At 70.4% G+C, this 21,497-nt stretch carries 23 protein-coding genes and 2 tRNA genes; 17 read left to right on the forward strand and 8 right to left on the reverse strand.

Annotation, left to right across the window (positions count from 1 at the left end; genetic code table 11):
• Window positions 1-63: 63 nt before the first annotated feature.
• The 7 genes from hisB to ASG48_RS11310 all read left to right on the forward strand — a co-directional run bounded on the left by hisB (window position 64) and on the right by ASG48_RS11310 (window position 3,666).
• Complete coding sequence (gene hisB / locus ASG48_RS11280; RefSeq protein WP_055849777.1) at window positions 64-672, forward strand: imidazoleglycerol-phosphate dehydratase HisB; 609 nt, start codon at window positions 64-66, stop codon at window positions 670-672.
• Between the two features lie 7 nt (window positions 673-679).
• Window positions 680-1,168 carry a DUF2628 domain-containing protein gene (locus tag ASG48_RS11285; RefSeq protein WP_055849501.1) on the forward strand — a complete coding sequence of 163 codons (489 nt, stop codon included), beginning with the start codon at window positions 680-682 and terminating at the stop codon, window positions 1,166-1,168.
• Entirely contained in the window at window positions 1,168-1,821 is a 654-nt protein-coding gene (hisH, locus tag ASG48_RS11290) for an imidazole glycerol phosphate synthase subunit HisH (RefSeq protein WP_055849505.1), read from the forward strand. The genes ASG48_RS11285 and hisH overlap by 1 nt, the downstream gene beginning before the upstream one ends.
• A gap of 67 nt (window positions 1,822-1,888) precedes the next feature.
• Complete coding sequence (locus ASG48_RS11295) at window positions 1,889-2,086, forward strand: hypothetical protein (protein WP_055849507.1); 198 nt, start codon at window positions 1,889-1,891, stop codon at window positions 2,084-2,086.
• Window positions 2,083-2,598, forward strand: coding sequence for a hypothetical protein (locus ASG48_RS11300; protein WP_055849510.1), 516 nt, complete (start codon window positions 2,083-2,085; stop codon window positions 2,596-2,598). Before ASG48_RS11295 ends, ASG48_RS11300 begins: the two co-directional genes overlap by 4 nt.
• A gap of 8 nt (window positions 2,599-2,606) precedes the next feature.
• The gene (gene hisA / locus ASG48_RS11305; protein WP_055849513.1) at window positions 2,607-3,350 is read left to right on the forward strand and encodes a 1-(5-phosphoribosyl)-5-[(5-phosphoribosylamino)methylideneamino]imidazole-4-carboxamide isomerase; all 744 of its coding nucleotides are present in this window, start codon (window positions 2,607-2,609) and stop codon (window positions 3,348-3,350) included.
• A gap of 79 nt (window positions 3,351-3,429) precedes the next feature.
• A complete protein-coding gene (locus ASG48_RS11310; protein WP_055849516.1) occupies window positions 3,430-3,666 on the forward strand; it encodes a hypothetical protein in 237 nt (78 codons plus the stop codon).
• Between the two features lie 258 nt (window positions 3,667-3,924).
• On the opposite strand, the gene ASG48_RS11315 is transcribed toward ASG48_RS11310, so the two are convergent.
• Entirely contained in the window at window positions 3,925-4,782 is an 858-nt protein-coding gene (locus ASG48_RS11315; RefSeq protein ID WP_055849518.1) for an alpha/beta fold hydrolase, read from the reverse strand.
• Between the two features lie 326 nt (window positions 4,783-5,108).
• Here ASG48_RS11315 and hisF point away from each other — a divergent pair, with 326 nt between their 5' ends.
• From hisF to sbmA, 4 genes are all read left to right on the forward strand, one after another.
• Window positions 5,109-5,888 (forward strand): imidazole glycerol phosphate synthase subunit HisF, encoded by a 780-nt coding sequence (hisF, locus tag ASG48_RS11320; protein WP_055849521.1) that lies wholly within the window; start codon window positions 5,109-5,111, stop codon window positions 5,886-5,888.
• Between the two features lie 156 nt (window positions 5,889-6,044).
• A complete protein-coding gene (locus ASG48_RS11325) occupies window positions 6,045-6,374 on the forward strand; it encodes a phosphoribosyl-ATP diphosphatase (RefSeq protein WP_055849524.1) in 330 nt (109 codons plus the stop codon).
• On the forward strand, window positions 6,374-7,336 hold the full coding sequence (coaA, locus tag ASG48_RS11330; RefSeq protein WP_055849526.1) for a type I pantothenate kinase: 963 nt from the start codon (window positions 6,374-6,376) through the stop codon (window positions 7,334-7,336). The genes ASG48_RS11325 and coaA overlap by 1 nt, the downstream gene beginning before the upstream one ends.
• 155 nt (window positions 7,337-7,491) lie before the next feature.
• Entirely contained in the window at window positions 7,492-8,751 is a 1,260-nt protein-coding gene (gene sbmA, locus ASG48_RS11335; protein WP_055849529.1) for a peptide antibiotic transporter SbmA, read from the forward strand.
• A gap of 440 nt (window positions 8,752-9,191) precedes the next feature.
• On the opposite strand, the gene rpsA is transcribed toward sbmA, so the two are convergent.
• From rpsA to ASG48_RS11350, 3 genes are all read right to left on the reverse strand, one after another.
• A complete protein-coding gene (rpsA, locus tag ASG48_RS11340; protein ID WP_055849532.1) occupies window positions 9,192-10,892 on the reverse strand; it encodes a 30S ribosomal protein S1 in 1,701 nt (566 codons plus the stop codon).
• Window positions 10,893-11,188: 296 nt separating this feature from the next.
• Window positions 11,189-11,827: a (d)CMP kinase gene (gene cmk / locus ASG48_RS11345; protein WP_055849535.1), complete on the reverse strand. Its 639-nt coding sequence runs from the start codon at window positions 11,825-11,827 to the stop codon at window positions 11,189-11,191.
• 230 nt (window positions 11,828-12,057) lie between these two features.
• Window positions 12,058-12,831 carry a L,D-transpeptidase gene (locus tag ASG48_RS11350; RefSeq protein ID WP_055849538.1) on the reverse strand — a complete coding sequence of 258 codons (774 nt, stop codon included), beginning with the start codon at window positions 12,829-12,831 and terminating at the stop codon, window positions 12,058-12,060.
• Window positions 12,832-12,986: 155 nt separating this feature from the next.
• On the opposite strand from ASG48_RS11350, the gene ASG48_RS11355 reads away from it, so the two are divergent.
• Entirely contained in the window at window positions 12,987-13,889 is a 903-nt protein-coding gene (locus tag ASG48_RS11355; protein WP_055849540.1) for a LysR family transcriptional regulator, read from the forward strand.
• 13 nt (window positions 13,890-13,902) lie between these two features.
• On the opposite strand, the gene ASG48_RS11360 is transcribed toward ASG48_RS11355, so the two are convergent.
• Complete coding sequence (locus tag ASG48_RS11360) at window positions 13,903-14,316, reverse strand: hypothetical protein (RefSeq protein ID WP_055849543.1); 414 nt, start codon at window positions 14,314-14,316, stop codon at window positions 13,903-13,905.
• A gap of 9 nt (window positions 14,317-14,325) precedes the next feature.
• The gene (aroA, locus tag ASG48_RS11365) at window positions 14,326-15,687 is read right to left on the reverse strand and encodes a 3-phosphoshikimate 1-carboxyvinyltransferase (RefSeq protein WP_055849546.1); all 1,362 of its coding nucleotides are present in this window, start codon (window positions 15,685-15,687) and stop codon (window positions 14,326-14,328) included.
• Between the two features lie 307 nt (window positions 15,688-15,994).
• Here aroA and ASG48_RS11370 point away from each other — a divergent pair, with 307 nt between their 5' ends.
• The 4 genes from ASG48_RS11370 (at window position 15,995) to ASG48_RS18935 (ending at window position 18,211) form a co-directional block, all read left to right on the forward strand.
• Window positions 15,995-16,396, forward strand: a complete 402-nt coding sequence (locus ASG48_RS11370; RefSeq protein WP_055849549.1) for a TIGR02300 family protein — start codon at window positions 15,995-15,997, stop codon at window positions 16,394-16,396.
• Between the two features lie 188 nt (window positions 16,397-16,584).
• Window positions 16,585-16,660: transfer RNA gene (locus ASG48_RS11375), tRNA-Ala, on the forward strand.
• A 166-nt stretch (window positions 16,661-16,826) separates the two neighbouring features.
• On the forward strand, window positions 16,827-17,858 hold the full coding sequence (gene rhuM, locus ASG48_RS11380; RefSeq protein ID WP_055849552.1) for a RhuM family protein: 1,032 nt from the start codon (window positions 16,827-16,829) through the stop codon (window positions 17,856-17,858).
• A gap of 224 nt (window positions 17,859-18,082) precedes the next feature.
• Window positions 18,083-18,211, forward strand: coding sequence for a hypothetical protein (locus ASG48_RS18935; protein ID WP_280138012.1), 129 nt, complete (start codon window positions 18,083-18,085; stop codon window positions 18,209-18,211).
• 95 nt (window positions 18,212-18,306) lie between these two features.
• On the opposite strand, the gene ASG48_RS11385 is transcribed toward ASG48_RS18935, so the two are convergent.
• Together ASG48_RS11385 and ASG48_RS11390 are read right to left on the reverse strand one after the other, a co-directional pair.
• The gene (locus tag ASG48_RS11385; protein WP_055849554.1) at window positions 18,307-18,921 is read right to left on the reverse strand and encodes a ribonuclease H-like domain-containing protein; all 615 of its coding nucleotides are present in this window, start codon (window positions 18,919-18,921) and stop codon (window positions 18,307-18,309) included.
• 521 nt (window positions 18,922-19,442) lie between these two features.
• Entirely contained in the window at window positions 19,443-20,447 is a 1,005-nt protein-coding gene (locus ASG48_RS11390; protein ID WP_055849557.1) for an NADP-dependent oxidoreductase, read from the reverse strand.
• A gap of 145 nt (window positions 20,448-20,592) precedes the next feature.
• Between ASG48_RS11390 and ASG48_RS11395 the strand changes: the two genes are divergently transcribed.
• Window positions 20,593-20,669 (forward strand) — tRNA-Arg (locus tag ASG48_RS11395).
• The last annotated feature ends 828 nt before the right edge of the window (window positions 20,670-21,497 follow it).

Below are 21,497 nucleotides of genomic sequence, written 5' to 3' on the forward strand. Positions count from 1 at the left end.
TGGCCTCGCGCGGGGGCCGATGGGATGGTAAGGGAGCGGCCAAGGCGAGGCGAGGGCATGACGATGGGCGAGACGGCCGGACGGCGCGACGGGCGCGTGGAGCGCGTGACCAAGGAAACGCAGGTGCGCGTGCGCGTCGATCTCGACGGCACCGGCCGCTCCACGATCGACACCGGCGTCGGCTTCTTCGACCACATGCTCGACCAGCTCTCGCGCCATTCGCTGATCGACATGGAGATCGAGACGCGCGGCGACCGCCATGTCGACGACCACCACACGGTGGAGGACACGGGCATCGCCATCGGCCTCGCCATCCGCAAGGCGCTGGGCGAGCGGCGCGGCATCCGCCGCTACGCCTCGCTCGATCTGGCCATGGACGAGTGCCTGACGCGCGCGGCGATCGACGTCTCGGGCCGGCCCTTCCTCGTCTTCAAGGCCGAGTTCTCCCGGCCCAAGATCGGCACGTTCGACACCGAGCTCGTGCAGGAATTCTTCCAGGCGCTGGCGCAGAACGCCGGGGTGACGCTGCATGTGCACAATCTCTACGGGCAGAACTGCCACCATATCGCGGAGACCTGCTTCAAGGCGGTGGCGCGGGTGTTCGGCGAGGCCGTGGCCATCGATCCGCGCCAGGCCGATCTCGTGCCCTCCACCAAGGGCACGCTCGCGTGAGGGCCCCATGGCGCTGACCCGCTACATCGTGATGGAGCCGCCGGGCGTGGAGGAGGAGCGCAGCGCAGAGGCGCTGTTCCTGCGCGACCGCTTCTCCGTCTTCGCCTTCCTCTTCACCTTCCTTTGGCTCTGGCGCTACCGGCTCTGGCTCGCGGGCGCCGGCGCGCTCGTCCTCTCGCTCGCCTTCATGGCGATGGAGGCCGGCGTGCCGCAGCTCGCTCTGCCCGGCGCCGTCCTGCCGGTCCTGCTCGGTCTCCTCGTCGCCCTGGAAGGTCCGCGCCTTCGCGCCGCCAAGCTCGCCCGCGAGGGCTGGCGCGAGACGGCCGCGATCCAGGCCGAGAGCCGGGCCGAGGCCGAGATCCGCTACTATGCCGGCGCGGACCCGCTCGCCGCCGCCGCCGCTCCGCCCCGCCGGCTCCTGCCCTGGCGCGCTCCCGCCGCGATCGCGCGCGCCCCCGGCGGCAACCGCTTCTTTGACGCCATGCGGGATCGCTGATGCAGACGCTCGCCATCATCGACTACGGCTCGGGCAACCTGCGCTCGGCCGCCAAGGCCTGCGAGCGCGCCGCGCGCGAGGGCGGATCGCCGACGCGCGTCCTCGTGACGAGCGACCCGGCCGAGATCGCCGCCGCCGACCGGCTCGTCCTGCCGGGCGTCGGCGCCTATGCCGACTGCCGCGCCGGCCTCTCGGCCGTGCCGGGCCTGGAGGCGGCGCTGCGCGAGGCCGTGGAGGAGAAGGGCCGGCCCTTCCTCGGCATCTGCGTCGGCATGCAACTCCTGTCGACGCGGGGGCTGGAAAAGACCGTGAGCCAGGGGCTCGACTGGATCGGCGGCGATGTCGAGATCATGGTGCCGAACGATCCGGCCCTGAAGATCCCACAGATCGGCTGGAACACGATCCACGTGAAACAGCCGCACGCGCTCCTGGCCGGCATCGAGACGGGCGAGCGCGGGCTGCACGCCTATTTCGTGCATTCCTACCACCTCGTGCCCTTCCGCCCCGAGGATGTGGTCGCCACCACCGACTATGGCGGCCCGGTCACCGCGATCGTCGCGCGCGACAACGTCGCCGGCACGCAGTTCCACCCCGAGAAGAGCCAGCGCCTCGGCCTCGCCCTCCTCGCCAATTTCCTGGCCTGGAAGCCGTGAGGCCCGTGGCGGGGCCACGCGAAGATGCTATCTTGGGCCGGGCCGCGTCGCTCGAAGGAACGCTCTCATGACGAACAGCGTCAAGGACTCCAAGGAGACCAAGCCGAAGGTCGTCTATTCGCTGCGCACCGCGAAGGCCGGTCAAGGCGTCTTCACCGACATTCGGCTTCCGGACGGCACGATCTTGCGCCAGGTCGATCGCAGCGTTCACGAAAGGGCGCTGCAGAACGCCTCGAAACGATATCTGGAAAAATACGGTCGATGATCGACAGTCCGGGTTCGTCGGCCGGGGCGGACTACAACCGCGTCCTGGAGGCCTTCGTCGACGAGAGCGGCCCGGATCTCGACATCGCAGGTCTCGTCGCCTACGCGCTCTACAAGCGCCAGAAGCGCGACTGGATCGTGGACTACAAGCGCAAGAACGCCGACCGCGCTCCGACGCGCGAGGAAATCTCGGCCGTCACCTCGAGCTACCTGACACCCGGCCTGCGCGAGACGCTTCGCCAAAGGGCGTTCGACCTCCTGAGCGACTATGGCAACGTCTATGTCGAGGCCGCGACGCCCGCGATCCAGCGCGACGCCCTCAGCAACGAGGTTCTGCGACAGGCGCAGTCCATCCAACGCAGCATCGAGGCGAAGTCGGGTTTCCGGTTCGCCGTCTGGAGTGGCATCGTCTCCACCGCCCTCTGGACGCTTCTCGTCGCCGTCCCTGGCGGCGGCCATCGGCGGTTCCGACGTCTTCCGCGCCATCGCCACGGCGCTTCTCTCCTGAGCTGACCTCTTCCATGCCCATTCTCTTCCCCGCCATCGACCTCAAGGACGGCGCCTGCGTGCGCCTGAAGCTCGGCCTCATGGAGGAGGCGACGCTCTACAACGAGGACCCGGCCGCGCAGGCCCGCGCCTTCCGCGCCGACGGGTTCGACCATCTCCACGTCGTCGATCTCAACGGCGCCTTCGAGGGCCGGGCCGTGAACGGGGGCGCGGTGGAGGCGATCCTGTCCGCGGTCGGCACCGAGATGAAGGTGCAGCTCGGCGGCGGCATCCGCACCATGGCCGATATCGAGCGCTGGCTCGCCACGGGCCTGTCGCGCGTCATCCTGGGCACCGTGGCGGTGCGCGATCCCGCCCTCGTGCGCGAGGCGGCGCGCGCCTTTCCCGGGCGCGTGGCCGTCGGCATCGACGCCAAGGGCGGCAAGGTGGCGGTGGAGGGTTGGGCGGAGACCGCGGCGCTGACCGCCGTCGATCTCGCGCGCCGCTTCGAGGATGCGGGCGTTTCCGCCATCATCTACACCGATATCGACCGCGACGGCATTCTCGCCGGCATCAACTGGGACGCCACGATCGACCTCGCCGACGCGGTGTCGATCCCCGTCATCGCCTCCGGCGGCCTTGCCTCCATCGCCGATGTCGTGCGCCTGACCATGCCGGACGCCGCGCGCCTCGAAGGCGCCATTTCCGGCCGGGCCCTCTACGACGGGCGCATCGACGCCGCCGAGGCGCTGCGCGTGCTGGCCGGCGAAGCCGGCTGAGATCGAACGGCCGTCATCCGTCCGGGATGGACCGTGCCGGCCTGGAACGTCCGGGCCTCGCCGGAGGGGAGACAGGCGCATGCAGGACCCGGAACCGCGGCCCCGGCCCGATCTCGACACGAACGGAGACGCCGAGGCCTGGGGCGAGCAGTTCCACCTGCTGGCCTATGTCCTGAAGATGTCGCCGATGCAGATCGCCCAGATCGACTACGGCCTCGATCCCGACCATCCGGACGCCTTCGCTGTGTTCTCCTGGGCGACGCAGATCGAGCGGCGCTATCCCATTCTGGACGAATGGGGCCGCGCTTTCCGGTAAGCCGGCAAAGCTGGAAGGGCGCAGGCGGAACGCCGCCATGGGCCAAGCCGGCCGGGACCGCGCGAGCGCCGCAGCCGGCAGGCATCGGCGATCTGGGGATCGGTCGGGCCGCGTCGGCGCACCCGTCGGCGCGGTCTCGGACCCGCAGCGTGTCCCGAAGCGTCCCCGCCGCCTTCGGGATCGCGGAAGACGCGGGGCCTGCGTCCTGTCCGCCTCGCCCGGCGGCGGATTGTGTGTCGCCCGGCAATGGCCCGAGCGTCAGATCTGCGGCGAGGGATGAGCCTCCTCGCTCGCCAGAAACGCCTCCACCACCGCGATGAAGGCGTCGGGGCTGTCGAGGCTCGTCACGTGGCCGCCCTCCAGCGTCACGATCCGGGCGTGGCCGAGCCGCTCGGCGATGAGCGCGGCGTGGCGCCGCACGAGGCCGGTCTCGTGCGTGCCGAGCACGATGACGCAAGGGGCGGCGAGCGGGAGGAGCCGCGCCGGATCGGCCGCCACGATCGCGGCATAGGTGGAGAGGATCGCCGCCTCGTCCATCGAACCGAAGCCGGCGACGAAATGGCGTTCGGTCTCGGGGCCGACCCAGCCCTTGCCGAAGAGGTGGCGCGCGGCGGCGAGGCCGAGCGCGCCGGTGCGCCTGCGGCCGAGCAGCGCGAAGGCGGGTTTCAGCACCCTTTGCGGCCCGAGCGCTTCCAGCGCGGCGCGCAGGCGCGGGCTCAGGGAGAGCGCCAGCGGCGTGTTGGCGACGATGAGCGCCTCCACCCGCCGCGGCGCCAGCGCAGCCATTTCCAGCGCCACCATGCCGCCGAGCGAGACGCCGCAGACCGCCGCCCGCTCGATGGAGAGCGCGTCGAGCAGCGCCAGCCCGTCGCGCGCCATGCGCTCCACCGAGATCGTCGCGGGGTCCGCCGCCGTCTCCCCATGGCCGCGAAGATCGGGCGCGACGACGCGCCGGTGCCGGGCCAGCGCCTCGAACTGCCCGTCCCAGATGCGCGCCGTCTGCACCGCGCCGTGCAGGAGCAGAAGCGGCAGCGCCCCCGGCGGCCCGCCGGCATCGCGGCAGGCGATGGACAGGCCGGGCGTCTCGACGACCCGGCTATACGGCCCAGCCTCCATGGCCTCGTTCCTTCCCTTGCGCCACGAAACGGGCAGGCGCAGGGCATGGGCTCTCGACGGCGGGCGATCAAGCCTTTTCGGGCCGACGAGGATGGGCCGGCAGACAGCGGCTTCGAAATCCCGGCCCGGGCGACCTCTCTCAGGTCGGGACCGCAGCGTTGCGCGTCCGGCTCAGATCGCCGTCGCAGGGCCTCCTCGAAAGAAGGCGGTCCGGCAACGGGCGCCCCGCCTTGGTGCTTGACGCGGGAGGCCCGAGCGGCCTCAAGAGGGGCGGGCGGCGCGCCGCCCGCAGACCGTCGACGCGACCGGCAGGGGAGCGAACCCGCATGAGCCTCAAATCCCGCATCATTCCCTGCCTCGACGTGAAGGACGGGCGCGTCGTGAAGGGCGTCAATTTCGAGGGGCTCGTCGATGCCGGCGATCCCGTCGAGGCGGCCAAGGCCTATGACGCGGCGGGGGCGGACGAGCTCTGCTTCCTCGACATCACCGCCTCCTCCGACGACCGCGAGACGATCTTCGACGTGGTGGCGCGGACCGCCGAGGCCTGCTTCATGCCGGTGACCGTGGGCGGGGGCGTGCGCACGGTGGCCGACATCCGCCGCCTGCTGCTCGCCGGGGCCGACAAGGTTTCGATCAACACGGCGGCCGTGGCGCGGCCCGAATTCGTCGCGGAGGCCGCCGACAAGTTCGGCAACCAGTGCATCGTCGTGGCCATCGACGCCAAGCGCGTCTCGGCCGCCGGCGAGGCGGAGCGCTGGGAGATCTTCACCCATGGCGGGCGCAGGCCCACCGGGCTCGACGCGGTGCATTTCGCCCGGCGCGTCGTGGCGCTCGGGGCCGGCGAGATCCTCCTCACCTCCATGGACCGCGACGGCACCAAGGCCGGCTTCGATCTCGGCCTGACGCGCGCCGTCGCCGACGCGGTGGCCGTGCCCGTCATCGCCTCGGGGGGCGTCGGCACGCTCGATCATCTCGTGGCGGGCGTCATCGAGGGGCATGCGAGCGCCGTGCTCGCCGCCTCGATCTTCCATTTCGGCACCTATTCGATCGCCGAGGCCAAGGCGCATATGGCGGCCGCCGGCATCCCCATGCGCCTCGACGCCTGATCGGGGCCGAGGCCGTCTCGCCCCACGGTTGCGGCCCGCCGGCAGCGCCGCGACGGGCGGGATCGTCGCACGGCCGTCACGAAGCGGCGGCGCGGCGTGGATTGCCCTTCGCCGCCCGGCATGCCAATGAAAATTCGCACGGGCCAAGGGCACCCCATGACGACTTTCGACCTCAACGACCTCGAGAGGATCGTCGCGCAGCGCGCGGCCTCCGCCGACCCGTCCTCCTATACGGCCAGGCTCGCGGCGGGCGGGCCGGCGAAAGCGGCCAAGAAGCTCGGCGAGGAGGCCGTCGAGACGGTGATCGCCGCCGTCTCCGAGACGCCGGAGAAGCTGACCTCGGAAGCCGCCGACCTTCTCTACCATCTCCTCGTGACGCTTCATCTGTCGAACGTGCCGCTCTCGGCGGTGATGGAGGAACTCGAGCGGCGCACGGCCGAGACCGGGCTGCAGGAAAAGGCGCGCCGCCCGCAAGGGCAGGCCTGATGCTGGACCAGCTGACGCCCTCGCGCCTCTCGCCCTACCGGGTCTTCTCGGCGCGCGAATGGGCGAAGTTCAGGGCGGACACGCCGCTGACCCTTTCGGAAGGGGAGGTGCGGCGCCTGCGCTCGCTCGGCGATCCGGTGGATCTGGAGGAGGTGTCGCGCATCTACCTCTCCATGTCGCGGCTTCTCTACGCCCATGTCGAGGCCTCGCAGCTTCTCTTCCGCCAGCGCCAGACCTTCCTCTCGGGCGGCGCGGCGGGCCCGAAGACCCCCTTCATCATCGGCATCGCCGGCTCGGTCGCCGTCGGCAAGTCGACGACGGCGCGCATCCTCACCGAGCTCCTCGGCCGCTGGACGACCTCGCCGCGCGTGGCGCTGGTGACGACCGACGGCTTCCTCTACCCGAACGCGGTGCTGGAGGCGGAAGGGCTGATGCAGCGCAAGGGCTTTCCCGAGAGCTACGACGTCTCGGCCATCCTGCGCTTCCTCTCGGACGTGAAGGCAGGCGCCCGCCATGTCCAGGCGCCGGTCTATTCGCATATCGTCTACGACGTGGTGCACGGCCAGCGCGTGACGATCGACCGGCCGGACATCCTCGTCTTCGAGGGGCTGAACGTCCTGCAGGTGCGCGACATGCCCAAGGACGGCAAGGCCGTGCCCTTCGTCTCCGACTTCTTCGACTATTCCATCTATATCGACGCCGACGAGGACGACATCCGCCGCTGGTATATCGAGCGCTTCATGAAGCTGCGCGAGACGGCCTTCCGCGACGAGCGCGCCTTCTTCCACCGCTATTCCAAGATCTCCGACGAGGAGGCGCTGGCCATCGCCGAGCGGCTCTGGACGACGATCAACGCGCGGAACCTGCACGAGAACATCCTGCCGACGCGCCCGCGCGCCGATCTCATCCTGCGCAAGGGCCGCGACCATCTCGTCGACCAGGTGGCGCTGCGCAAGATCTGACGCGCGTTCGGCGGGCGTCTCACGTGAAACGCGGCCGGGCGGCCGGGCGCCACATGACCGCCATTTAATGCCGCCCGCGCGCCATCTTCGCTAGACTGGCATGGCGCGGCCGAAGGGTCCGCGCCCGCCGAACTCCGACAAGGACCTGCCTTCCCGTGTTCGTCTCCTTCTTCCCGAACCCCAAGCCCTTCTTCTGGTCCGTGGTCGTCTGGACGCTCGTCGCCGTCGGGCTCTGGTACACGGTGGGCGAGGGGCTCGGCGCCTTGTTCGGCCTGCCGCCGCGGCCCGAGGACGTGCCGCCCATCGTCGGGGTCACGGTGTTCTGGTCGGCGCCCTTCCTGTGGTTCTACGTCTATTTCGCCGTCTTCGTCGGGCTGTTCTATGCGTTCTGGCGCCTCTACGCGCCGCATCCCTGGATGAACTGGTCGATCCTCGGCTCGGCGCTCATCATCTTCGTCACCTATTTCCAGGTGCAGGTCTCCGTCGCCATCAATGCCTGGTACGGGCCGTTCTACGATCTCATCCAGGCCGCCCTCGCCAAGACGCGGCCGGTGACGATCGCGGAATTCTACGGCGAGATGCTGACCTTTGCCGGCATCGCCTTCCTCGCCATCACCATCTCCGTGCTGAACCTCTTCTTCGTCAGCCACTACATCTTCCGGTGGCGCACGGCGATGAACAACTACTACATGGCCCACTGGTCGAAGCTGCGGAAGATCGAGGGTGCCTCGCAGCGCGTGCAGGAGGACACGATGCGCTTCTCCACCACGGTGGAGTCGCTGGGCGTCCGGCTGATCGACGCGGTGATGACGCTGATCGCCTTCCTGCCCGTCCTCGTCGTCCTCTCGGCCAACGTCACCACGCTGCCGATCATCGGGCAGGTGCCCTATGCGCTCGTCTGGGCGGCGATCCTGTGGTCGGCCTTCGGCACGGGCTTCCTCGCCCTCGTCGGCATCAAGCTGCCGGGCCTGGAGTTCCGCAACCAGCGGGTGGAGGCGGCCTACCGCAAGGAGCTCGTCTACGGCGAGGACGACGCGAGCCGCGCCCAGCCGCCGACGGTGGCCGAGCTCTTCGCCAACGTGCGCCGCAACTATTTCCGGCTGTATTTCCACTACATGTATTTCAACGTCGCCCGCATCGGCTACCTGCAGGCCGACAACATCTTCCCCATGCTGATCCTCGGCCCCACCATCGTCGTCGGCGCCATCACGCTCGGCGCGATGAACCAGATCCTCAACGCCTTCGACCAGGTGCGCTCCTCCTTCCAGTATCTCGTCAATTCCTGGACGGTGATCGTCGAACTCCTCTCCATCTACAAGCGCCTGCGCGGCTTCGAGGCCGCCATCGAAGGCGAGCCGCTGCCCGAGATCGACCAGCGCTGGCTCGCCCGCGAGGGCGTGGGGATCGACGGGTAGGGCCACAGGGACGCGCGCCGCCGCCGGAGCGGCGTCGCGCGCCCGCTTCGGCGGTCCAGGGCGTAACGCTCCGCAGAGAAGACCGGCGCGCGTCGAGGCAGCGCACATCCCGAGCCCTCGAACGCCAGGCTCGCGCCGCCCGCTTCTCCCCTGCGGGGCGACGTTCCGGCGGGGCGATGAGGGGGCGGCGCAGCCGATCGGCGTCGCGCCGCTGCGGCCGCCTTCGCGCGCGTGCCCGCCCGTGCCGCCGCCGCGCGCTCGAAAGCCGCGACCGCGCTGCCCGCACCTCGCGCCCCCGAGGCCGCCGGCGGCACCACGGTCTTCCGCCCCGGCCCTTTGCGCCGGCGCCACGCCCGAACGAAAAGGCCCGCGCGGATCGCTCCGCGCGGGCCTTGTCCTGTCGGACGTCCGTCCGGCGCCCGAAGGCGCCGGGGAGAGGCTTACTCGTCGTCCTGGCGGCCCTTGAGGGCGGCGGCGAGGATGTCGCCGAGCGAGGCGCCGGAGTCGGAGGAACCGTACTGTGCGACGGCTTCCTTCTCCTCGGCGATCTGCAGCGCCTTGATCGACACGCCGACGCGGCGGGCCTTCTTGTCGAACTGCGTGATGCGCGCGTCCAGCTTCTGGCCGACCTGGAAGCGCTCGGGGCGCTGCTCGTCACGGTCGCGGGCGAGATCGGCGCGGCGGATGAAGGAGGTGAAGTCGGTATCGACGATCTTCACTTCCAGGCCGCCGTCGTTCACCGCCGTGACCTCGCAGGTCACGACCGCGCCGCGGCGCAGGTCGCCGGCTTCCGCCGCTTCCACGAAGGCGTCGCCGCCCACCTGCTTGATGCCGAGCGAGATGCGCTCCTTCTCGACGTCGACGTCGAGAACCTGCGCCTTGACGATGTCGCCCTTGTTGAACTCCTCGATGACCTGCTCGCCCGGACGGTTCCAGTCGAGGTCGGAGAGGTGCACCATGCCGTCCACGTCGCCCTCGAGGCCGATGAACAGGCCGAACTCGGTCTTGTTCTTGACCTCGCCCTCGACGATCGTGCCGGTCGGGAAGCGCTCGGAGAAGGTCTCCCAGGGGTTGGCGAGCGTCTGCTTGAGGCCGAGCGAGATGCGGCGCTTGTTGGGGTCGACCTCGAGCACCACCACTTCGACTTCCTGCGAGGTCGAGAGGATCTTGCCGGGATGGACGTTCTTCTTCGTCCAGGACATTTCCGAGACGTGGATGAGGCCCTCGATGCCCGGCTCCAGCTCCACGAAGGCGCCGTAGTCGGTGATGTTGGTGACGCGGCCCGTGACCTTGACGCCCATCGGGTACTTCACGCCGATGCCGTCCCACGGATCGGCCTCGAGCTGCTTCATGCCGAGCGAGATGCGGTGGGTTTCCTGGTTGATGCGGATGATCTGGACCTTGACGGTCTGGCCGATCTGCAGGATCTCGGTCGGATGGTTGACGCGGCGCCAGGCCATATCGGTGACGTGCAGCAGGCCGTCGATGCCGCCGAGGTCGACGAAGGCGCCGTAGTCGGTGATGTTCTTGACGACGCCCTCGACCGTCTGGCCCTCTTCGAGGTTCTGGACGATCTCCGAACGCTGCTCGGCGCGGCTCTCCTCGAGGACCGTGCGGCGCGAGACGACGATGTTGCCGCGGCGCTTGTCCATCTTGAGGATCTGGAAGGGCTGCGGCGTGTTCATCAGCGGGGTCACGTCGCGGATCGGACGGATGTCGACCTGCGAACGGGGAAGGAAGGCGACCGCGCCGTCGAGATCGACCGTGAAGCCGCCCTTGACCTGGTTGAAGATCTGGCCTTCGACCTTCTCGTTGCGGTTGAACTTCTCTTCGAGCTTGACCCAGCTCTCCTCGCGGCGGGCCTTGTCGCGGCTGAGCACGGCCTCTCCGAGGGCGTTCTCGATGCGCTCGACATAGACCTCGACCGTGTCGCCGACCTTCAGGTCGCCGCCGATCCGGCCGCCGAATTCCTTGAGGGCCACGCGGCCCTCGACCTTCAGACCGGCGTCGATGACGGCCATGTCCTTCTCGATCGCGACGACGGTGCCCTTGACGACCGTTCCTTCCGCGACGTCCTGCTCGTGAAACGACGCTTCGAGAAGCGAGGCGAAATCCTCGCGCGTCGGGCTTGCGTTAGACATTCGTTCTCCTTGGGAGCATCCGGCCTCCTGAGGCTGGGATGCGAAGCGCCGTGGGGCCTGCCGCCCCGGGGTCGGTGTTCGAAGGCACGTGGCCGGCCGATCCAGCCCCGGCGGCCTTGCGGCGGCAGGGGCGGCGGGAGATCCCTTGTCGAAGGGAGGCCCGCCCGGCGCGATGGATCGACGGCGACGCGTAGTCCGGCATGCGTCCGGCGGCCTGGCGAGGATCGCGGAGCGCCTTCGCGGGCTGGAACGCGGAAGACGGGCGGCCTTCGCTCGGGAAGACCACCCCGGCTTCGCTATCTCCGCGAAAGGGCGCCGTCGACGATCTGACACGCCGCTCGGAATGCCGCGTCTATATCCAAAGCGCTCGTGTCGAGCAAGTGCGCGTCCTCGGCGGCCTTGAGCGGCGCGACGCTGCGCCCGGCGTCGCGCGCGTCGCGCTGGCGCACCTCGAAGAGGATGCGCGCGTAGTCGACGTCGCGGCCCTTGGCGAGGAGCTCGTCGGTGCGCCGGCGCGCCCGCACCTCGGGACTGGCGGTGACGAAGATCTTCACCGCCGCGTCCGGGCAGATCACCGTGCCGATGTCGCGCCCGTCGAGCACGGCGCCCTCGGGCCGGGCGGCGAAGGCGCGCTGGAAGGCCGTCAGCGCCTCGCGCACGGGCGGATGGGCGGCGACGCGCGAGGCGCGCTCGCCGGCCTCGTGGCCGCGCAGGGGCTCCTCCTCGATGAGGGCGGCGTCGAGCCCCGCGGCGATGGCGGCCATGGCCGCGGGATCGTCGAGATCGCCGCCGCCCGCCGCCGCGATCGCCCCGACCGCGCGGTAGAGGAGCCCGGTGTCGAGATAGGGCAGGGCGTAATGCGCCGAGAGGCGCTTGGCGAGCGTGCCCTTGCCGGCAGCGGCCGGGCCGTCGATGGCGATGGTGAATGCGGGCATGGGCTCTTTCGGGCTTGCGGCGTGCGCCCCCCTATCACCGCCGCGGGCGGGCGCGCAAATCCGGCGCGCCCGCCTCTCGCGCGCGCCGCCTCTCGCGCGAGCGCCGCCTCATGCCGGCCCGCCGTCGAACCGGGCCTTCGGGGCGTCTCATCCGACGAGACGCCAAGCGCCGCGCGGGCTGGCGCCGCGCGGCCGACGCCGGGAACGGTCGTCGCGACGGCGCGGCGGTCTCAGGCCGCGGCGCCGACGGCCGCCATCAGCGGCGCCTGGTGCACCACGATCCGGGCGTGATGCGGCACGCGGTCGTAGAGGTCGATCACGTCCTGGTTGACGAGCCGCACGCAGCCCGAGGAATTGGCGCCGCCGATACTGTCCCATTCGGGCGTGCCGTGCAGGCGGTAGAGCGTGTCCTGGCCGTTCTGGAAGATGTAGAGGGCGCGCGCGCCGAGCGGGTTGTCCACGCCGGGCGCCATCCCGCCATTGGCGACGGAGTAGATCTCGAGCGAGGGCTTGCGCGCCACCATCTCGGCCGGCACCTTCCAGCGCGGCCAGGGCTGGCGCCAGTGGATGACGCCCTCGCCGCCCCAGGCGAAGCCGTCGCGGCCGATGCCCACGCCGTAGCGCAGCGCCATGCCGCCGGGCTCGACGAGGTAGAGGAAGCGGTTCGGCGTATCCACGACGACCGTGCCCGCCGGCTCGCCGGTCGGATCGACGACGCGCTGGCGGAAGAATTTCGGGTCCATGCGCCAGTAGGGCACGGCGGGGATCGTGTGGCCGCCATCCTCGCGGGCGGCGAACCAGGCGTCGAGCTCGGGCGTGCGCTGCACGGTGGGGGCGGCTGCGGCCGGGGCGGGCGGCGGCGCGGCGGAAACGCGGACGGGCGGCGCGGCGAGCGCCAGCGACGAGGGCCGGGGCTGGAGCGCGGTGGTGCAGCCGGCCAGCGTGCCGCCGGCGGAGGCCGAGAGGACGAGGAACGTGCGTCTCGTGAGGTTGCGTCTCGTCATGCGGCCCTTCTCCAAACCCTGCGACCGGCCGGCTCCCGCGCCTCGGGGCGCGCGGATGCGGCGGCCGGGCGGCTCTCGCCGCCCTATCCTGCAGAGCCTGCTACCATGAGCAATGGGAATTGGGCTATACGGCTCATAACCTGGAGGAATGGGATATGGACCTGACCGCCGCCCTGCGGGCCTTCGTGCGCATCGTGGAACGCAGCTCGATGACGGAGGCGGCCCACGATCTGGGCGTCAGCCAGCCGGCGATCTCCAAGCAGATGACGGGCCTGGAGGCCCGCGTGCGCGCCCGGCTCCTCGAACGCTCGCCCCGCCACGTGCGGCCGACCGCGGCCGGCCAGGCGCTCTACGAGGCGACGCGCTCGGGGCTTGCGGCGATCGACGCGGCGCTGGAGGGCGTCAGCCGCGGCGCGGGCGAGGTGGAGGGCGGGCTGCGCATCCACGCCCAGTGCTGCATCGGCGCCAAGATCGTGCATCCGCTGGTGATGGACTTCCAGCGCGATCACCCCGCCGTCTCGGTGGACCTCATCCTGGAGAACCGGGTGATCGATCTCGTCTACGACAATTTCGACATGGCGATCCGCTACGGTCGGCCCGAGGCGCAGGACGTGGTGGTGCGCCGGCTGGGGTCTGTGGACCGGCTGCTCGTGGCGAGCCCCGCCTTTCTCGACGCCTTCGGGCCGATCGACACGCCGGAGCGCCTCGCGTCCCTGCGGCTGGTGACGACGAGCAACGTCCTGTCGCAGCGCCGGGTGCTGACGCTCCTGCGCGAGGGCGCGGCGATCGAGGTTCCCGTGCGGCCGGCGATCCATACCAACGACGCCGAGGTGCTGGTGCGCACGCTTCTCGCCGGCCATGCCTGCGGGCCGGTGCAGCGCCTTCTCGTGGCCGAGGACCTCGAGGCGGGCCGGCTCGTGCGCATCCTGCCCGACCACGAGGTTCGGCCGGCCGAGATGGTGCTCGCCTATCCGTCCGTGCGCTACATGCGCCCGGTCGTTCGCAGCTTCGCCGACGCGCTGGTGCGTCATCTCGCCGGCACCGAGGGCATCGCCTGAGGCGCGGGCCGGCTCAGTCCCGCCCCTCGGCCGGCGGGGGCTCCGGCGCTTCGGCGGGGATCGCGCGGACCCCGCGCGCGTCGAGGACGAGGAGGAGCGCGGCGACGGCGCTGCCGAGCACGAAGGGCAGGGACAGGAAGAACAGGACGAGCGCCAGATCGCCGACGAGCCGCGCCGTCCGAAGGCCGGCGTCGACGACGCCGTTGCCCGTCGAGAAGATCGCCGCGCCCCCGCCGAGCGTGCCCTCGCCGCTCGCATGGAAGAGGACGGCGAGGCCGAGGCAGGCGCCGACGAGGAGCGGCAGGGGCAGGAGCGCGGCCAGCCGCCGCTTCAGCCCGCCCGGACCAGACTTCGCGCGGCGCGCCCGGTGGCGGCCGTAGACGAAGGAGATCGGCAGGAAGAAGAGGAGGGCGAGGAGGCCGGCCATGCGGGCGCCTCAGCCCGCCGGCTTGGCCGGCTCCAGCACCGCGCCGAGGCCCGCCATGAGGCTCTCGAACTCGGGGAAGCTCGTGGCGATCATGCGCGCGTCGTCCACCGTCACGCCCTTCGGACAGGCGAGGCCGAGGACGAGGAAGCTCATGGCGATGCGGTGGTCGAGATGGGTGGCGACCGTGCCCCCGCCATAGCCGCGCCCGTCCGGGTCGCCGGTGACGGTCAGGCTGTCGCGGCCCTCCTCGTGGGCGACGCCGTTGGCGGCGAGGCCGGCGGCGACGGCGGCGAGCCGGTCGCTCTCCTTCACGCGCAGCTCCTCCAGGCCGACCATGACCGTGCGCCCTTGCGCGAAGGCGGCGGCGACGGCGAGCGCGGGATATTCGTCGATCATGGAGGGCGCGCGGCTTTCGGGCACGGTGACGCCGACGAGCGGGGCATGGCGCACGCGAAGGTCGGCGACGTCCTCGCCGCCCGACCGGCGCGGGTTCAGGATCTCGATCGAGGCGCCCATCTCCAAAAGCGTCGTCACGAGGCCGGTGCGCGTCGGGTTCATCAGGACATTCGTCACCGTCACGTCCGAGCCCGGCACGATCGCCGCCGCCACGATCGGGAAGGCGGCGGAGGAGGGGTCGCCCGGCACGGTGAAGTCGGCAACGCCCGTGAGCTCGCCCTGGCCCTCGAGGCGAATGGTGCGCGTGCCGGCCGCGTCCGTCGTCACCTCGATGCGCGCGCCGAAGCCCTCCAGCATCTTCTCGGTATGGTCGCGCGTCATCACCGGCTCGATCACCGTGGTGACGCCCGGCGCGTTGAGCCCGGCCAGCAGCACGGCGCTCTTCACCTGCGCGGAGGCCATCGGCACGCGGTACTCGATGGGCGCGGCCACGCGCGGCCCGCGCAGCGTCAGCGGCAGGCGGTCGCCGGTGCGCGCGGCGACCTGCACGCCCATCTCGCGCAACGGGTCGAGCACGCGCCCCATGGGCCGGCGCGAGAGCGAGGCGTCGCCGACGAAGGTCGTGCCGAAATCGTAGGCGCCGGCCAGGCCCATCGTCAGCCGCGCGCCGGTGCCGGCATTGCCGAAATCGAGCGGGGCCTCGGGCTCGAGGAGACAGCCATTGCCCACGCCCTCGACCACGAAGGCCTCGCCGTCGCGCTCGATGCGCGCGCCCATGGCCCGCATGGCCCGGCCGGTGGCGACGACGTCCTCGCCCTCCAGAAGGCCGGTGACGCGGGTGCGCCCCGAGGCCAGGCCCCCGAACAGGAAGGCGCGATGCGAGATGGACTTGTCGCCCGGCACTTTCGCGCTGCCCTTCAGAGCCGACCCCGCCCGTGCCGTCAGCGGCCGTGCCGCGCCCCCGTGATCCGCCATCGCGCTTCTCCTGATGATTGCCGGGCCCGCCGCCGCGCCGACGGGCCGAAGGCGCCAGTACCACGCCTGCCCGCGCCCCGCCACGCGCCGCGCCCGCCTGCCCCTGCGTCCCCCGCGAGGCATTCTTTGACAAGGCTCCGGGGAGCCCGTATCAGACCGGTCGATTTTCCGATGGTTCCAGGCGTCGGTCCCGGCCCTTGCGCGGCGCGGTGCGCCGGCCCGACGGCCGAGGCGGCCAGCCGCCGGACCCAGCCCTTCTCCCTCCGGCGCCACGCCGGGCGGCACCCTTCCTGACGACGAGGCAGACATGGCCAAACCCGAACTCGGCACCAAGCGCATCGACCCGGAGACGGGCCGCAAGTTCTACGACCTGAACAAGGACCCGGTCGTCTCGCCCTATACCGGCAAGTCCTATCCCCGCTCCTTCTTCGAGGTGGACACGCGCCGCAAGGAGCCCGCCAAGGCCGAAGAGGAGGAGGAGGAGGTCGAGACCGTCGAGATCGAGGGCACGCCCAACACCGTCTCGCTCTCCGAGGTGGAGGAAGAGGAGGCGGGCACCGCCAAGGACGACCTGCCCGACATCGACGACGACGACGTGGACGAGGCCGACGACGAGCCGGACGACGCCTTCCTGCCCGACGAGGACGAGGAGGACGACGACCTCTCCGACGTGATCGGCGGCGGGCGCGACGACGACGACGACAGCTGAGGCCAAGGCCCGGCGAAACGGGCGCCGCGCCCCCCGTGCCGACACGGGACGCGGGGCGGCGCCGAGGAAGTTGGACGGCCGGTGCGATTAGCGCTTGACCGTCCCCGCGGGCTTCATTAAGACCCGCCCACACAAGACGGGGGGCGCACCAGACGCCCTTCGCCCGCGCCGGTCCGCCGGCACGTGATGGGGCCGTAGCTCAGCTGGGAGAGCGCTACAATGGCATTGTAGAGGTCAGGGGTTCGATCCCCCTCGGCTCCACCAAATCCTCTCCCTGATCCCGCTATCGCCCGGTTCCACGCTCGCCTATCGGGCGTTTCGCGCCTCAGTTGACGCGTCCCGCGCCCTTGTCCATTCCTGGACGATGCCCGTCCTGCCGGAGTCTCGGCGCACGCGGCATGAAGTTCCGGATCCGAACGGGAGGCGGCGCATGCAGGATGACCCGATCGAGCCGGTCCGCCTCGTGGAGGACGAGGCCACCGGCGACCGCTTCCTCGTCTACGGCACGGACAAGGGCCTGCGCCTCGACATCCGCTACGAGGGCGACGCCCTCTGGATGACGCAAGCGCAGATCGGACAGCTGTTCGGGCGGGACGTATCGACCGTCTCGCGACATATTTCCAACGTGATCTTGGAGGGCGAACTCGACGAAGCGACTTCTTTGCAAAAAGTGCAAACAACCAACGGTCGTCCTGCAACCCTCTATAGCCTCGATATGGTGATCTCGGTCGGCTATCGCGTCTCCTCGGCGCAGGCGACCGTCTTCCGCCGCTGGGCGACGGGCGTGCTCGTGCAGTTCGCGACGAAGGGCTTCGTGGTGGACGCGCTGCGGCTCAAGCAGCCCGAGAGCGCCGATCGCATCGCCGAACTGCGCGAGATCGTCCGCGACATCCGCTCCGACGAAGCGAACGTCTATCGGGAACTGCGGACGATCTGTTCGATGTGCCAGGACTACGAAAGCCGGTCGGAGGCGGCCGGCACCTTCTTCCGGCGCCTGCAGGCCAAGCTCGTCCATGCCGTGACGTCCCATACGCCCGCCGAGATCGTCGCCGCGCGCGCCGACGCCGATGCGCCCGACATGGGCCTGCGGACCTGGCCGAACGACGAGATCCGCAAGGGCGACGTGACCGTCTCGAAGAACTATCTTGCCGAGGGCGAGATCCGGGAGTTGAACCGGCTGACGACCATCCTCCTCGACATTTTTGAGGACCAGTTCGAGATGGGGCGGCTGATCGTCATGCGCGATGTCGAGACGCTGCTCGACCGTCAGCTGCGCAGTCTCGGCCGCACGGTCCTTGTCGGCGGCGGCGCGATCTCGAAGGCGGATGCCGACCGCCATGCGACGAACGAATATGCCGCCTTCGATGCGCGGCGAAGGGAGCGTCGGCGCCTGGAGGCGGACCGGCAGATCGGAGCGCTGGCCAGCGAGGCCAAGGACATCCCAAAACGGCCGAGGCGCTGACGCCGCGCGCGGTCACGCGCGGATGCAGTCTTTCCGAGGGGCGCCTCGGGACGGCTTCGGACTGCCCGGTGACGGTTCTGCGCCATGCCCGGCCCAGCACCCTCGACGATCGCGCTTGAACCCGGGCGGCAAAAGGCGCACGCCTGTGGGGCTGGAGTCTCCGCGACGGACGACGACCGGCCGGCGCTGGCAGCGCCGATCCTCCGGTGACGAAAGGCGCTCCCATGGTCCAGGAAAAGCGACGCAATTCCAAGGAAGTGCGCAAGCCCAAGAAGGAAAAGGCCAAGACGGTCGCCGCCGCCCCTTCGCTGAAGGGCGGGCTGACGCCGTCTTCCTCCTCCAAGGGCAAGTAGCCCCTCCCAGCTTCGGGCGGGCCGGGCCGGATGCGCCGGGGCGCCCGAAGCGTCGTTCATCGCCTGGAGGGCAGCGCCGTCCTGCCGGCACCCGGTCACGAATGGGCGAAGATGTCCGTCTCGTCCCAGCCCATGAGGTCGAGCCGGGCGCGCGTCGGCAGGAAGGCGAAGCAGGCATTGGCGAGCTCCATCCGGTCCTCGCGCTCCAGCCGCTTGTAGAGAACGCCCATGATGTCGTGGAGATAGAGGACGTCGGAAGCGGCGTAGTCGACCTGCGCCTGGGTGAGCGTCTCGGCCGCCCAGTCCGAGGACTGCTGCTGCTTGGAGAGATCGACACCGATGAGCTCGCGCGCGAGATCCTTCAGCCCGTGCCGGTCCGTATAGGTGCGCACGAGGCGCGAGGCGATCTTGGTGCAGAAGATGCCGTCCGTCATCGCGCCGAAGGCGTGGTAGAGGGCGGCGACGTCGAAGCGGGCGTAGTGGAAGATCTTGCGCTTGGTGGAATCGCGCAGGAGCGCCTCGATATTGGGCGCCGAACGCTGGCCCTTGGCGATCTGCACCACGTCCGCCGTCCCGTCGCCGGGCGAGAGCTGCACCACGCAGAGCCGGTCGCGCCGCGTGTCGAGGCCGAGCGTCTCGGTGTCGATGGCGACCGGGCCGGTGTAGCGGGAGAGGTCGGGGAGGTCCCCCTTGTGCACGCGCACGGTCATGGGCTCGGGTCTCGCAAGGTCTGGGCTGGAAGGCCGGCGCCGGCTGGCGTCGGGCGGCGCGGATCGGGCCGCCGGCCATGGAACCGACGGGCGCGGGCACCATAGCGATCCGCCCTTCCATGTCAAAAGCGCCGCGACGGCCGGGTGCGGTGCGGCGGAAAAGCGATCGCGCGACGGGCCTCGCGGGACCCGGCTCGCGCCTCGCCGCATAGACCATAAGCCGGCTCATCATTGCGGCCCGTCGACCGTCGCGCCGAAAGTCCGGCTTGATCGGGCGGCAACCGGCGGCACCGGAGGCCCGGTCCCGCGTGACGGGGCCGAGCTGCGGCCGGCGGCCGGCTGGCCGCCGACGGTGTCCCGGCCGAAGCGTCGTTGAAGACCGGCGGCACGCGGACCCTTCGGCGTCTTGCCGCCCCGCCGCGCTACGGGCCGCGCGCAGGTGCGCATCGGTCGTCGCCCATCGAGCGAAGGCCGGCCCCGCGACGGCCCCGCCGTCGTCTGCCGTCGCGGGGCCGGCCGGGTCAGTCGAGCTTCAGGACGAGCTTGCCGGTGTTGGCGCCGGTATAGAGGTCGCTCAGCACCGCGCCGAAGGCGCCAAGGCCGCCGCCGCGCACGTCCTCGCGCATCACGAGCCGTCCCTCCTCGTGCCAGCGGCCGAGATTGGTCAGCGCCTCCTCGATATCGGCGGCGAAGTCGAAGATGAGGAAGCCGCGCACGGTCAGGCGGTTGACGAGGATCGAACGGTAGGCCGCGAGGCTGAGGCCCTCGGTCGACTCGCCGTTGTAGGTGGAGATCATGCCGCAGACGGGCACGCGCCCGTTCATGGCCATGTTGCGATAGCAGGCATCGGCGATCGGCCCGCCGACATTCTCGAAATAGACGTCGATGCCCTTCGGGCAGGCGGCCTTGAGGCGGGCCTCCATGTCGGGCGCGCGGTGGTCCACCGCCTCGTCGAAGCCGAAGGTCTCGGTGAGGAGGCGGCATTTCTCCGGCCCGCCCGCGATGCCGACGGCCCGCGCGCCGTGCAGCTTGGCGAGCTGGCCGACGATCTGCCCGACGGCGCCGGCCGCGGCCGCCACCGCCACCGTCTCGCCGTCCTTCGGCCGGCCGATGCGCAGGAGGCCGAAATAGGCCGTCATGCCCGGCATGCCGAGCCCGCCGACCCAGCGCTCGATGGGCGCGCGCGCGCGCTCGATGCGATAGACGCCCTCGCCGTTGGAAAGGGCGTGGCTGCGCGCGCCGAGCATGCCGACGACGCTCGATCCTTCGGGGAAGCCGGGATGGCGCGAGGCCTCGACCGTGCCGGCGGCGAAGGCGCGCATCACCGCGCCGATCTCCACCGGCGGCACGTAGGAGCGCCCCTCCGACATCCAGCCGCGCATGGCGGGATCGAGCGAGATCACCTCCACCCGCACCCGGAACTCGCCCTCGCCGGGCTCGGGCAGGGCCACCTGCCGCACCGTGAAATTCTCCGCGCCCGGCAGGCCGGTCGGGCGGCTCGCCAGGATCAGTTCGTCGCTCGTCATGTCCCGTCACTCCCTGTCGTGGGAGGGGACAGATGGAGCGCGCGGCGGCAAGGTCACTCCCGCCGCTCTCCTTCCTTGCCCGCCGCCCGCCGATACGCTATGCACCGTCCATCCACGCCCCGCCCTCCGGGCCGGCGCGCTCCGGGCACCCGTAGCTCAGCTGGATAGAGCGCTGCCCTCCGAAGGCAGAGGTCACAGGTTCGAATCCTGTCGGGTGCACCATTCTCACTTCGACACCGGAAAATCCCGCTAACACTTTGAATGGCAAGGTAAGATCGGGCGTTCTAAAGCCTTCGCCGCGCTTGTAGCGCAGCTTCTGGCCAAAGGTCAGTTTGAGCACCGAACGGCGGTCTTCGATTCGCCCCGTAGCCCAGAGATTGCAAGGGTTCGCGAGAAACGCGAGGCCCGTTCTAACTCGCCGCTCGAAGTCGCCCTGCGGCGCGCCGCAGTTCTCGATCTTCTCGGTGACCAACAGTTTCTCGCTGGTCAGCTTCTGTACCTTTTGTTCGAGCGCACGGCTCACGGCCGGCACGCTCGTTTCGATTATCCGCTCAACCGCTTGTTCGATCTGCGCCTCGATTTTGGCAAGGCTGGCCTTCAGCGCCCTCTGCTCGCCGGCGACGTTTGACTGCTTGCGCGTCCACAAATCCTTGAGCATCGCTGTCGCCACGGCGAACAGTTGCGGCTGCGGCCGGGCGCTGCGGAGCATGGCCTCGAACTCGCCCTCGATCAGATCGCGGCGAATGGTCTTGCCATAGCTGGCGCAGCCCTTCTTCGGGCACTGGTAGTACGGATGCCGCTTTTTCTGCGCGCTGCCGCTGATCGACCAGCACGCCGTTAGCGGTCCCTCACAATCATCGCAGACGACAAAGCCGCGCAGCGGGAAATCCTGGCTGAGATCGGTGCGGTAAGTCATGCGCAAGCCGTTCAGGCGGTCCTGGTTGCGTTGGAAGGTCTCGTAAGAAATCAGCGGCTCGTGGTGACCCTTACGCCGTTTGACGCCCCATTTCGGACTTTCGACATACCCGGCATAGATCGGGTTCCGAAGCA

Source organism: Aurantimonas sp. Leaf443, assembly GCF_001425575.1.
GTDB lineage: Bacteria > Pseudomonadota > Alphaproteobacteria > Rhizobiales > Rhizobiaceae > Leaf443.